The 12,536-nt window shown below is 68.5% G+C and carries 13 protein-coding genes; 9 read left to right on the top strand and 4 right to left on the bottom strand.

Annotated elements, in window-relative coordinates; all coding sequences use genetic code 11:
* Positions 1-11 precede the first annotated feature (11 nt).
* Together ACZ50N_RS25745 and ACZ50N_RS25740 are read left to right on the top strand one after the other, a co-directional pair.
* A complete protein-coding gene (locus ACZ50N_RS25745; RefSeq protein WP_464474114.1) occupies positions 12-716 on the top strand; it encodes a beta-phosphoglucomutase family hydrolase in 705 nt (234 codons plus the stop codon).
* A complete protein-coding gene (locus ACZ50N_RS25740) occupies positions 716-3,088 on the top strand; it encodes a glycoside hydrolase family 65 protein (RefSeq protein ID WP_464475714.1) in 2,373 nt (790 codons plus the stop codon). The genes ACZ50N_RS25745 and ACZ50N_RS25740 overlap by 1 nt, the downstream gene beginning before the upstream one ends.
* Here ACZ50N_RS25740 and ACZ50N_RS25735 read toward each other — a convergent pair.
* Complete coding sequence (locus tag ACZ50N_RS25735; protein ID WP_464474113.1) at positions 3,071-4,990, bottom strand: potassium transporter Kup; 1,920 nt, start codon at positions 4,988-4,990, stop codon at positions 3,071-3,073. The two genes, ACZ50N_RS25740 and ACZ50N_RS25735, sit on opposite strands and share 18 nt — an antisense overlap.
* Position 4,991: 1 nt before the next feature.
* On the opposite strand from ACZ50N_RS25735, the gene ACZ50N_RS25730 reads away from it, so the two are divergent.
* A complete protein-coding gene (locus ACZ50N_RS25730; RefSeq protein ID WP_464474112.1) occupies positions 4,992-5,810 on the top strand; it encodes a hypothetical protein in 819 nt (272 codons plus the stop codon).
* 47 nt (positions 5,811-5,857) lie between these two features.
* Positions 5,858-6,163: a hypothetical protein gene (locus tag ACZ50N_RS25725; RefSeq protein ID WP_046366412.1), complete on the top strand. Its 306-nt coding sequence runs from the start codon at positions 5,858-5,860 to the stop codon at positions 6,161-6,163.
* An 18-nt stretch (positions 6,164-6,181) separates the two neighbouring features.
* Here ACZ50N_RS25725 and ACZ50N_RS25720 read toward each other — a convergent pair whose 3' ends face one another.
* A complete protein-coding gene (locus ACZ50N_RS25720) occupies positions 6,182-6,520 on the bottom strand; it encodes a hypothetical protein (RefSeq protein ID WP_046366413.1) in 339 nt (112 codons plus the stop codon).
* A 102-nt stretch (positions 6,521-6,622) separates the two neighbouring features.
* Between ACZ50N_RS25720 and ACZ50N_RS25715 the strand changes: the two genes are divergently transcribed.
* Positions 6,623-7,543, top strand: a complete 921-nt coding sequence (locus ACZ50N_RS25715; RefSeq protein ID WP_464474111.1) for a DMT family transporter — start codon at positions 6,623-6,625, stop codon at positions 7,541-7,543.
* A gap of 33 nt (positions 7,544-7,576) precedes the next feature.
* On the opposite strand, the gene ACZ50N_RS25710 is transcribed toward ACZ50N_RS25715, so the two are convergent.
* A complete protein-coding gene (locus ACZ50N_RS25710; RefSeq protein WP_464474110.1) occupies positions 7,577-7,990 on the bottom strand; it encodes a TIGR03668 family PPOX class F420-dependent oxidoreductase in 414 nt (137 codons plus the stop codon).
* A gap of 118 nt (positions 7,991-8,108) precedes the next feature.
* Between ACZ50N_RS25710 and ACZ50N_RS25705 the strand changes: the two genes are divergently transcribed.
* The 4 genes from ACZ50N_RS25705 to ACZ50N_RS25690 are packed head-to-tail and all read left to right on the top strand — an operon-like array spanning position 8,109 to position 11,902.
* The gene (locus ACZ50N_RS25705) at positions 8,109-9,257 is read left to right on the top strand and encodes an ABC transporter substrate-binding protein (RefSeq protein WP_048423042.1); all 1,149 of its coding nucleotides are present in this window, start codon (positions 8,109-8,111) and stop codon (positions 9,255-9,257) included.
* A gap of 1 nt (position 9,258) precedes the next feature.
* A complete protein-coding gene (locus ACZ50N_RS25700; RefSeq protein ID WP_464469139.1) occupies positions 9,259-10,101 on the top strand; it encodes an ABC transporter permease in 843 nt (280 codons plus the stop codon).
* Positions 10,098-10,871 carry an ABC transporter permease gene (locus ACZ50N_RS25695; protein ID WP_046366417.1) on the top strand — a complete coding sequence of 258 codons (774 nt, stop codon included), beginning with the start codon at positions 10,098-10,100 and terminating at the stop codon, positions 10,869-10,871. Before ACZ50N_RS25700 ends, ACZ50N_RS25695 begins: the two co-directional genes overlap by 4 nt.
* The gene (locus ACZ50N_RS25690) at positions 10,868-11,902 is read left to right on the top strand and encodes an ABC transporter ATP-binding protein (RefSeq protein ID WP_464474109.1); all 1,035 of its coding nucleotides are present in this window, start codon (positions 10,868-10,870) and stop codon (positions 11,900-11,902) included. Before ACZ50N_RS25695 ends, ACZ50N_RS25690 begins: the two co-directional genes overlap by 4 nt.
* Before the next feature lie 45 nt (positions 11,903-11,947).
* Here ACZ50N_RS25690 and pyrE read toward each other — a convergent pair whose 3' ends face one another.
* Positions 11,948-12,526, bottom strand: a complete 579-nt coding sequence (gene pyrE / locus ACZ50N_RS25685) for an orotate phosphoribosyltransferase (RefSeq protein ID WP_046366419.1) — start codon at positions 12,524-12,526, stop codon at positions 11,948-11,950.
* Positions 12,527-12,536: the final 10 nt, after the last annotated feature.

Raw genomic sequence — 12,536 nt, 5'->3', positions numbered from 1 at the left:
AGAAAGGGAGGGTGTTCGGACTACCGGAGGGCATCCGCGCGTGCCTGTTCGACCTCGACGGCGTGCTCACCGATACCGCCAGCGTGCACAAGCGGGCATGGAAGAAGATGTTCGACGACTTCCTCCGGGCACGCGACGGCGACGACTTCACCCCGTTCGACATCGGCGCCGACTACGACGACTACGTCGACGGCAAGCCGCGTGAGGACGGCGTGCGGTCCTTCCTCGAGAGCCGCCACATCGACGTCGACGACGCATGCGTGCACCAACTCGGCGATGAGAAGAACACGGCCTTCCAACACACGTTGGAGAAGGACGGGGTCGAGGTGTTCGACGGATCGCGTCGCTACCTGCAGGCGGTCGCCGAGGCCGGCCTGCGCCGCGCCGTCGTGTCGTCGAGCGCCAACACCAAGCAGGTCCTGGAGATCACCGGACTGGCCCAGTACGTCGAAGTACGGGTCGACGGCGTGACGCTGCAGGAGGAGCATCTGCGCGGCAAGCCCGCACCGGACAGCTTCCTGCGCGCCGCCGAATTGCTCGGCGTCGAACCAGCGGAGGCCGCGATCTTCGAAGACGCGCAGTCGGGAGTGGCCGCCGCTAAGGCCGGTCACTTCGGGGCCGTCGTCGGCGTCGACCGTGTCGGTCAGGCCGATGCGCTGCGTGAGCACGGCGCCGGCATCGTCGTCACCGACCTGGGGGAGCTGCTCGACCGATGATGATCTCCGACGAGGCTTTCCCGGTCGAACCGTGGCGGATCCGGGAAACCCAGCTCGTGTTCGACCTGCTGCCACAGACCGAGTCGATCTTCGCACTGTCCAACGGCCACATCGGATTACGCGGCAACCTGGACGAAGGGGAACCGTTCGGGCTGCCCGGTACCTATCTGAACGGGTTCTACGAGACGCGGCCTCTGCCCTACGCCGAGGCAGGCTTCGGCTATCCCGAGGACGGCCAGTCGATCGTCGACGTCACCAACGGCAAGCTGATCCGCCTGCTCGTCGAGGACGAGCCGTTCGACGTCCGCTACGGCGACCTGCTCTCCCACGAACGGGTGCTCGACATGCGGGCAGGCACCCTGACGCGCGAAGCCGAGTGGAAATCGCCTGCAGGCAAGCACGTCCGGGTCACCTCGGTGCGGCTGGTGTCGCTGGCGCAGCGCGGTCTGGCCGCCATCGAGTACATCGTCGAGGCGGTCGACGATCCCGTGCGCGTCACCCTGCAGTCCGAGCTGGTGGCCAACGAGGACCAGCCGGAGCCCTCCGACGATCCGCGGGTGGCATCGGTCCTGAAGAATCCGCTCAAGGCGATGCAGCACGAGGTCAGCGACAACGGCGCGGTGCTGATCCACCGCACCCGGGCCAGCAAGCTGATGATGGCTGCGGCGATGGATCACGTCGTCGAGGCCCCCGGGCGCGTCGACATCAGCGGCGACGCCGGCGGCGACTGGGCCCGCACCACGGTGGTGTGCGGCTTGCAGCCGGGTGAAAAGCTGCGCCTGGTCAAGTATCTCGCCTACGGCTGGTCGAGCATCCGATCCCGGCCTGCCCTGCGCGATCAGGTCGCCGCCGCGATCGCCGGTGCCCGCTACACGGGCTGGGACGGACTGCTCGACTCGCAGCGGGAGTATCTCGACGACTTCTGGGACAGTGCGGACGTCGAGGTCGACGGCGATGCCGACTGCCAGCAGGCGGTGCGCTTCGGCCTCTTCCACGTGATCCAGGCCGCGGCCCGCGCCGAACGCCGCGCGATCGCCGGGAAGGGCCTCACCGGCACCGGGTACGACGGGCACGCCTTCTGGGACACCGAGGGTTACGTGCTACCCGTACTGACCTACACCGCACCTCATGCCGCCGCAGACGCGCTGCGGTGGCGGTCCTCGACGCTGGACCTCGCCTGCGACCGCGCCAGAGAGCTCGACCTCGACGGCGCGAGCTTCCCGTGGCGCACGATCGCCGGAGAGGAGTGTTCGGCGTACTGGCCCGCAGGCACCGCCGCGTTCCACGTGAACGCCGACATCGCGATGGCGTTCGACCGCTACCGCGTGGTCACCGGCGACCACTCGCTCGAAAAAGACTGCGGGCTGGCGGTTCTCGTCGAGACCGCACGGCTGTGGATGTCTCTGGGCCACCACGACCGCAACGGTCTGTGGCGCATCGACGGTGTCACCGGCCCCGACGAGTACACCGCGGTGGTGCGCGACAACGTGTTCACCAACCTGATGGCGGCCAACAACCTGCGCATCGCCGTGGACGCTTGCCACCGAAACCCGGACGCCGCAAGCGATCTCGGGGTGGACAACGAGGAGACCGCCGCGTGGCGCGATGCCGCCGAGGCCGTGCACATTCCCTACGACGACGAGCTGGGTGTGCACCCGCAGTGCGATGGCTTCACCACGCTGCGGGAGTGGGATTTCTCGGCGAACACCGAATACCCTCTGCTGCTCCACGAACCGTACGTGCGGCTCTATCCGGCGCAGGTGGTCAAACAAGCTGACCTCGTGCTGGCCATGCAGTGGCAGAGCCACGCGTTCACCGCTGAGCAGAAGGCCCGCAACGTCGACTACTACGAGAAGCGCACCACCCGCGACTCGTCGTTGTCGGCGTGCACGCAGGCGGTGATGTGCGCCGAGGTGGGGCACCTGGAGCTCGCGCACGACTACGCCTACGAGGCCGCGCTGATCGATCTGCGCAATCTGCACCACAACACCGGTGACGGCTTGCACCTGGCGTCACTGGCGGGCAGCTGGACCGCGCTCGTCGGCGGTTTCGGCGGGCTGCGCGACGACGAAGGCATGCTGAGCCTCGACCCGCATCTGCCGTCGGGGATCAAGCGGCTGTGTTTCCGGTTGCGGTGGCGAAACTTCCGCGTCACCGTCGAGGCCGACCACTCGTCGGTCACCTACACCCTGCGCGACGGGCCGCACCACCGACTGACCATCCGTCATGCCGGTGAACCGCTGGAGATTAACACCGATGCGCCGACCACGGTGCCCGTTCAGCCGGTCACGCCCCTGTTGCCCACCCCGACGCAGCCGCCCGGCCGGGAACCGGTGCGCCGGCATCTGCAGAAATCAGACCTCGAGTCGTGAGCCGATCACCACGGTGCGGTCCAGCGGTAGCCCGAAGTAGGCCGCCGCGTCTGAGGTGATGTACGACGTCGCGATGAACAGGCGCTTGCGCCACCGCGCCATCGACGGTCGATCCCCTTCGCACAGTTCGAGTTTCGACAGGAAGTAGGTCGCGTTCGCCAGGTCGAGCGGGCCCTCGGTCTGCTCGGAATCCAGCAGACCGAGCACCCTGGGCACGTTGACGTGCTCCATGTAGCCGAACCGGGCCACCACGTGCACGATGCCGTCGTCGTCGGGCCCGAGTCGGTCGACGCTGACGCGCTCTGAATCCGGGATGCGCGGCACCGGTTCGGTGGTCAGACTCATGATCACCACGTGCTCTGCCAGCACGTGGTTGTGTTCGACGTTGGTGCGCATGGACAGCGGCGCCGTGTCGTCGCCCCTGTTCAGGAACACGGCCGTTCCCGGCAGCCGCACCAACGGCGGATCCATCGTGGTCAGCCCGTCGATGAAGTCCTGCATCGGACCCTCGACCTCACGTCGTTCCTCGGTGACCAGCACCCGGCCCCGCTGCCACGTCGTCATCACCACGAACGCGACGACGGCGATCAGCAGCGGCAGCCACGCCCCGTGCACGAGCTTGGTCATGTTGGCCGCGAAGAACATCAGGTCGACGGTCAACAGCACCGCCCCACCGCCGAGCACCAACCACAGCGGCGCCCCGGCGCGGGTGCGGGCGATGTAGAGGAACAGCAGCGTGGTGATCGTGATCGTGCCGGTGACCGCCATCCCGAACGCGTACGCCAGCGCCGAGGAACTGCGGAACGCGAACACCAGGATCAGCACCGCGACCATCAGCATCCCGTTGATCCACGGCACGTAGACCTGCCCCATCGCGGTGGCCGACGTGTAGTGGATTCGCAGCCTGGGCAGGTAACCGAGCTTGGCTGCCTGCGATGCCACCGAGAACGCGCCGGTGATCACCGCCTGCGATGCGATCACCGTCGCCGCAGTGGCCAGCAGCACGATCGGGATGCGGCCCCACTCCGGAACGAGCAGGAAAAACGGTGCGGCGACGTTGCGTTCGTCGGAGAGCACCAGTGCGCCCTGCCCGAAGTAGTTGAGCGTGCAGGCGGGCAGCACCAGACCCAACCAACCGACGGTGATGGCTTTGCGACCGAAATGCCCCATGTCGGCGTACAGCGCCTCGGCGCCGGTGACCGCCAGCACGATCGCGGCGAGCGCGAAGAACGCCACATGGAAACGGCCGGACAGGAATTCCAGCGCGTGGGTCGGTGACAGCGCCCAGAGGATGTCGGGATTGGTGACAATGCCGCGGATGCCGCACGCGCCGATCACGGCGAACCACAGGATCATCACCGGACCGAAGAACCGGCCCACCGTCTCGGTGCCACGGCGCTGCACGGAGAACAGGATCACGATGATCACCGCGGTCACAGGCACCACGAAGTCGGCGAACCCGGGATCGATCACCTTCACGCCTTCGACCGCCGAGAGCACCGAGATGGCCGGGGTGATCATGCTGTCGCCGAAGAACAGTGCCGCGCCGAACACGCCGAGCGCCGCCAGCACGGTCGACACCCGTCGTGTGGACGGTTTCGAGAACTTCTTCACGAGCGTGATCAGGGCCATGATGCCGCCCTCGCCGTGGTTGTCTGCGCGCATCACCAGCGTCACGTAGGTGAACGTCACGATCATCATCACCGACCAGAAGATCAGCGACACCACGCCGTAGACGTGATCGCGCGACACCGGCACCGGGTGCGGATCGTGGGGGTCGAAAACGGTGGCCAGCGTGTAGATCGGGCTGGTGCCGATGTCGCCGAACACCACGCCGAGTGCGCCGACCACGATGGCCGGGCGGAGTGGATGACGACCAGTGTTCTCGGTGATAGTGGACATTGTGGCTGATGGGGTGGACGATCCAGCGACCGACGCGGTGTCCGATGCACTCGATGCGCTGTACACGGCGCGCCCGCAGGACTTCACCGCGCGGCGCACCGAGCTGGCCGCGGCGGCCAAGAAAGCCGGTGACGGCGACGCCGCGAAGCAGATCGGCGCCAGCCGCAGGCCGACCGTCGCGGCGTGGGTGGTGAATCTGCTGGCGCTGAGAGGCACCGCGCGAACCCAACTCGCGGACCTGCGCTCGCGGCTACGGGAGGCGCACGCGGCGATGGACGGCGACGCGATCCGCGCCCTGACCACCGAGCAGCGCCGACTGGTGGAGGAACTGAGCCACGCCGGGTTCGTCGCGGCGGGGATCTCCGATCCGTCAGCCGCGCTGCGCGACGACGTCGTCTCGACCCTGCAGGCGGCCGTCGCCGATTCCGAGGTGCTCGCCCGCCTGGGCCGGCTGACCAAGGCCGAACAGTGGTCCGGCTTCGGCGACTTCGGGGTCGCGACCGCGGTGTCGGCGAAGCGTTCCCCGGCCAGCGCACCGGCCCCACCGGCCGAGAAGCGGGCCCGACGAGGCCCGTCCCCGGCCCTGCGAGACGCTCTCGCCCGGCAGGCCGACGCCGACGCGGCTCTTGCGGAGCTGCAGTCCGACCTGTCCGTGGCCCGGTTACGGGTCGAGGACGCGCGCCGCCGGCTCGCCACCGCCGAGGAAGCGCTGCGCACCGCCGAGGAGGCGCGGCGCGCAGCCGAAGACGCCTATGCTGCCGGCAAGCAGGCGAGCCGGGATGCCGCGGGAGCCGTCACGGCGGCCAGAGCGGCGCGCTGATTCCCGCTACCCTGGGCACAGGCATCCACACAGGGGAGGCACGGGAGATGAAGCTTCGAGTGCTGCCGTATGTGACCGTCGAGGTCGACGATCGGCTCCGCCACCGGCTACGCCGCGCCGGGGAACGGTGGCGGCTGAACATGCGGGCCTACCTGCTCAGCGCGGCCGACGACGTCGACTCCGCTGTGGAAGGCGCAGGAGACCGGGTGCGGGGGCTGTGCGACCGTGCCGTCAACCGCATCGACTCCGTGGCGGCCACGGTCACCGACAAGATCGCACCCGAGACATCGGCGCAGCCGGAACCGCAGGAGCGGCCCCGGCTGCGGGTGGTCAAGGACGAGCGCGCCAGCTAGAGACGGCGGTCAAAAAAGTCAGGCCCGCACCCGGCCGGTGCGACCACCGACGAAGAACGAACCGGCGATCACCAGAACGCCGACGACGGCCACGGGGATCGACCAGGAGCGCCGCGACGACAGCGCGGACTGGCACTCGGCGACGAAGTCCTTGTGCGGGATGATCTCGTTCAGCACCGGCAGGTTGGCCAGATTGTTGCCGTCGACGTCGCGCGCCTGGGACAGATCCGACGCGATCGCGTTGCCACAGCCGATGTCACCCTGGGGTCCCGGCACCGATACCGGCACCAACAGTGCGATCACTCCGACGAGCAACACCACCGCGCCGGCGAGCATGAGCAATCTCCGCAGATTCATGGCGCAGGGAGTGCCCAGTTCCGCGCTGCTGAAACAAGATCGATCACCGGCGCCCGTCGTGCCGGGTGGGCAGCGGCACGGTAGGTGTGCTGTCCTTGTCGGGTGATCGGCCATGGCGTGACCGTCCTGCTGTCGTTGTTGGCGGCGGTGTTCCTGGCCATCGGCATCGTGGTGCGGCAGCGGGCCACCCTGGACGTGCCCGCCGAACACGGCGTCAGCGCCGTCATGGTGCTGACGCTGATCCGTAGGCCGCTGTGGTGGGCCGGAACCGCCGCGGCGGTGGCCGGGTTCGTGTTCCAGGCGCTGGCGCTGGCCAACGGATCCCTGCTCCTGGTGCAACCCATCCTGGTGTCGGCGCTGCTGTTCGCACTGCCACTGTCGGCCCGGCTGGCCCATCGCAGGGTCACTCGCGGGGAATGGGCCTGGGCGCTGCTGCTCACCGCCGCGCTGGCGGTGTTCGTCGTGCTGGCCAAACCCAGCCCCGGTGACTACGAGGCCTCGCTGGGGATGTCGGCGATCGTCGCGGTCGTCTGCACGGCGGCTGTGCTGGCGTGCGTCGTCGTCGCGTTGCGCAGCGCCGATTGGCGCCGTGCGGTGTTGCTGGCGGTCGCGGTCGGCGTGCTCTTCGGCGTGGTCGCGGTGCTGACGAAGTTGTTCATGCACGTGCTCACCCACGAGGGAGCGTCCACCGTCTTCGCCACGCCGGTGCCCTATCTGCTTGTCGTGCTCGGCGTGATCGCCGTGCTGCTGCAGCAGTCGGCGTTCCATGCCGGCTCCCTGCAGACGTCCGTGCCGACGATGCTGACCCTCGAGCCGGTGATCGCGGTCATCCTCGGCGCGGTCGTGCTCGGTGAACATCTGGACGTGAGCCGCCTCGATGCGGTGGCGCTGGCGATCTCGACGCTGGCGATGGCTGCCGGCACCATCGCGCTGGGCCGCGACGAAGGCGCCTACGAGGAGCGGCTGACGGCGCCGGCCGACTCCGAGCCGGCGGAGCGTCAGGCCGCTTCAGGCACCGAGTAGCCGATCGAGGCGGGCGGCGATCTCCTCTACCGGCTAGCCCCCACCCCAGGACGCCCAGCGGTGAATCGCGATGCTGATCACGGGGCCGTCCAGCGCGACGCGGTCATACTGCGGGTACTTGGCCCGCAACTGCGCATAGCCCTCCGCCAGCGCGCGGCCCTCGTGATGGATCGTCGCCGTGCCGTCCGCCCGCACCCACCACAGCCGCGACCAGTCGTCGTCGTAGTGCTCGACCAGCAGGCTCACCTGGGGTCGGTGGGCGATGTTGTCCAGCCGACGCAGCCGCCGGGTCGACTTGGGCTTCGCGTCGACGGCCGTGAACACGACGTCGTCGCGATCGGCGGCCGTCGCGAACACCACGGGCACGACATGGGGGGAACCGTCGGGTCGCACGGTCGCGAGCATCGCCACCGGAGCGCCGGCGAACGCGGTAACCGGCCCGGACATGCCCACCTGCTCAACCCTAGGCGCGAGCAGCGCCGCCAGGTTATGGTTCACCGCGATGACACGGCCAGGTAATCGCCGCGCCACTGCGCCGCCTCCTGCTCACCGGAAGGTCTCAACCATGCCCTCTGCCAACACCACTGGACGCCTGTCCCGGTTCCTCGTCTGTGCCGCATCGGCCCTGCTGGTCGTCGGCGCCGCGGCGTGCGCCCCACCGGAGAAGAACGACTCCGGCTCCCAGACGCAGTCCGGCGGCAAGGCGTCAGAGGCCACCTCGGCGGCCGACTTCGGCGACATGGACGGTCTGGTCAAGGCAGCCAAGGACGAGGGTGAGCTCAATGTGATTGCGCTGCCGCCGGATTGGGCCAACTACGGAGCGATCATCAAGGCCTTCTCCGACAAGTACGGCATCAAGGTGAACTCTGCGCAACCCGATGCGTCGAGCCAGGACGAGATCAACGCCGCCAACCAGCAGAAGGGCCGCAGCAGCGCTCCGGACGTGTTCGACCTCGGCCAGTCCGTGGCGCTGGCCAACACCGCGATGTTCGCGCCGTACAAGGTGGCGACCTTCGACGACATCCCGGCCGCCTTCAAAGATCCCAGCGGGGCATGGGTCAACGACTACGGCGGCTACATGTCGATCGGCTTCGACTCCGCCAAGGTGCCCCCGGTGACGAATGTCAACGATCTGCTCAAGCCCGAGTACCAGGGCAAGGTCGCGCTCAACGGAGATCCCACCCAGGCCGGTGCGGCGTTCTCCGGCGTGCTGATGGTGGCGCTGTCGCAGGGCGGGTCCGCCGACGACATCGCCCCGGGCGTCGAGTTCTTCCGCAAGCTCAAGCAGGCGGGCAACTTCCTGCCGGTGGACCCGACGCCGGCGACCATCGAATCCGGGCAGACGCCGGTCGTCATCGACTGGAACTACACGAATTCGTCTGAGACGAAGAAGCTTCCGTCCTGGACGGTGTTCGTACCGCCGAACGCCGCGGTCGCGGGGTACTACTACCAGGCGATCAACAAGGAGGCGCCGCACCCGGCCGCGGCACGGCTGTGGCAGGAGTTCCTCTACAGCGACGAGGGGCAGAACCTCTACGCCCAGGGCGGCGTTCGCCCGGTGCGCGCCGACAACATGATCGCGAACAAGACGCTGGACGCCGAGGTCGCCAAGGCGCTCCCGGTGGTCGACGGACCGGTCACGGTGCCGACCCCGCAGCAGACCGAGGCCGCCTCGAAATACCTGTCGGAGAACTGGGCCGCCGCGGTTGGTTGACATGCGCCGTGTTCGTGACGGCCTGCCGCTGCTGCCGTTCCTGGCCGTCGTCCTGATCTTCCTGATCATCCCGACGGTCACCGTCGTGGTGAGCTCTGTGTATCTCGACGGGGTGTTCTCCTTCAGTCGCATCGCGGCGCTGTTCACCGGGACGGCGCTGTCGGCGCTGCTGACCAGCGTGCTGCTCAGCGCCGCCACGGCACTGCTCGGCGCGCTGCTCGGTGCGGTGATGGCGTGGCTGATCGTCAGCAGCCCGCCGACGTCGATGGTGCGCCGGGCCGTGCTGTCGCTGTGCAGCGTGCTGGCCCAATTCGGCGGAGTGGCTTTGGCTTTCGCGTTCCTGGCGACAGTCGGCTTGAACGGTGTGCTGACGCTGTGGGTGCAGCAGGCGACCGGCTGGAATCTCGCCGGCTCGGGGTGGCTGTACGGCCTGGGCGGGCTGATCCTGGTCTACACGTATTTCCAGATCCCACTGATGGTGATCGTGTTCGTGCCTGCGCTGGAAGGCCTGCGTGAGCAGTGGCGCGAGGCGGCGGTCAGCCTCGGGGCGTCCACGTGGGACTACTGGCGGGAAGTGGCGGTGCCGTTGCTGACCCCGGCGTTCCTCGGTTCGATGCTTCTGCTGTTCGCCAACGCCTTTGCCGCCTATGCCACGGCCGCCGCGCTGGTCAGTCAAGGCAGCCCGATCCTGCCGCTGCTGATCCGGGCGTCGCTGGTCAGCGAGGTGGTGCTGGGGCAGGCCGGTTTCGCCTACGCACTGGCGCTCGAGATGATCGTCGTGGTGGCCGTGGTGATGGTCGCCTACAACCTGTTGGTGCGGCGCAGCGCGCGGTGGCTGTCATGACGCGGGCGGTGCGCGGGCTGCTGTGGGTGGCGTTCGGGCTGTTCTTCTGCTTTCCGCTCTACGCGATGGCCGACTTCTCGACACGCGACCTGATCTCCGGCGGGCGCACCGGGCAGGCGTGGGCGAATCTGATCGCCGACGAGGCGCTGTACCGCGCGATCATCGTCTCCCTGTCGCTGGCGGTACTGACCGTGCTGGCGATGCTGATCCTGTTGGTGCCCACCATGATCTGGGTCCGGTTGCGCGCGCCCTGGGCCAAAGGGCTGATCGAATTCCTGTGCCTGCTGCCGCTGACGATCCCGGCCCTGGTGATCGTCGTCGGACTGCGCAACGTGTACCTGTGGGTGACGTACTTCTTCGGGGAGTCGGCGCTGACGCTGACGTTCGTCTACGTCGTGGTGGTGCTGCCGTTCTCCTACCGCGCGCTGGACGCTGCACTGTCGAGCATCGACCTGCAGACCCTCTCCGAGGCGGCACGGTCGCTCGGGGCCGGCTGGGTGACGACGATCCTGCGGGTCGTGGTGCCCAACATCTGGTCGGGCATCCTGTCGGCGGCCTTCATCTCGATCGCCGTGGTGCTCGGCGAGTTCACCATCGCGTCGCTGTCGGGATACGAGACGTTGCAGGTGCAGATCGTGACCATCGGCAAGAGCAACGGCCCGACCTCGGTGGCCGCGTCGCTGGCCACGCTGCTGTTCGGCTTCGCGCTGCTGCTGATCCTCTCCCTGGTCACCCGTGGCCGCCGCCACCAGACAGGAGTGACCACGTGACCGGAGTTGCCGTCGAGCTCACCGAGCTGACCCGTCTCTACGGTGAGACCAGGGCGCTCGACGGGCTGACCCTGCACATCGAACCCGGTGAGATGGTGGCGCTGCTCGGCCCGTCGGGCTGCGGGAAGACCACGGCACTGCGCATCCTCGCCGGTCTCGACGAGGCGACGTCGGGCACCGTGACCGTCGGTGGCGTCGACGTCAGCACGGTGCCCGCCAACAAGCGGGACATGGGCATGGTGTTCCAGGCCTACAGCCTGTTCCCCCACCTGACGGTGCTCGACAACGTCGCGTTCGGTCTGAAGATGCGAGGAAAAGCCAAGGGCGAGAGGCTGTCCCGCGCGGCCGACATGCTCGATCTGGTGGGCCTGGGGGCGCTGGGCGGCCGCTACGCCAAGGAGTTGTCGGGTGGGCAGCAGCAGCGCGTCGCGCTGGCCCGGGCGCTGGCGATCCAGCCCCGGGTGCTGCTGCTCGACGAGCCGCTCTCGGCGCTCGACGCCAAGGTGCGCACCCAGCTGCGTGACGAGATCCGGCGCGTACAGCTCGACGTCGGCACCACGACGCTGTTCGTCACCCACGACCAGGAGGAGGCGCTGGCCGTCGCGGACCGGGTCGGGGTCATGAACAAAGGCAGGCTCGAACAGCTCGCCGAACCCGCCGAGCTCTATGCCCACCCGGCTACGCCGTTCGTCGCCGACTTCGTCGGGCTCAACAACAGGGTGCCCGCGACGGTGTCCGGTGGCCGCGCGTCACTGCTCGGGCTGTCGCTGCCCGCGGCGCCGGGTTCGGTCGACGGCGAAGGGGTGGCGATGGTGCGGCCCGAGTCGGTGAACGTGACCGCTGACCCGGCGGGCACCGCGACCGTGACATCGGTGTCGTTCCTGGGGGCGATCTCGCGGGTGCACCTGAGCGCGGCCGACGGTGCGGTGCTGATGGCTCAGATGGCCAGCTCGGCGGCCCGGGACCTGCAGCCCGGCGAGCGCGTGGCCGTCGCGGTGGACAGCGACGCCGTGCTCGTCACCCCTGCGTGATTTCGGCGTGCCTATCGTCGGTCAGCGACGACAACCACGCCGAAATCACACGTCCTTGACGGGGTCGATGCCCAGGTCGCGGTAGCTCACCAGCGCCTGAAACGGTATGCCGCGCTTGGCGAATCGCGCGGCGGCGATGTCCCCGCGATCGACCATCGGGATCACGCCCGTCACGACCACGCCCAGGGGCTCGATGCGCTCGAGCGCCAGCTCGGTCGAGCCCCCGGTGCTGATCACGTCATCGACCAGCAGCACCCGGTCCCCGGCCTGCAACCGGGTGCCCTCGATCCACTGCTCACGGCCACGCTGCTTCTGCTCCTTGCGCACCGAGAACCAGGCCTTGCCCGTCACCATCGCCACGCCGTGCGCGAGCGGATCGGCGCCCATCGTCAGACCGCCGACGGCGTCGAACTCGATGCCGTGGGCAGCGGCGAGATCGGCCACCGCGCGGCTCACCACCGACAGCCGCTCCCCGGTGTCGACGGCGAACTTGCCGTCGATGTAGTCATGGCTGAGCTGGCCGCTGGCCAACCGGAACGGCTCCTCGCGACGCTCGTGTCCGCGCGTGCGGATCAGCTCGAACGCGGCCTGCCAGGTCTCGGGACGCTGCATCTGCTCGGACATAGCGCGATCG

Source organism: Mycolicibacterium obuense (genome assembly GCF_055397605.1).
This window is presented reverse-complemented; position numbering and strand designations above follow the sequence as displayed.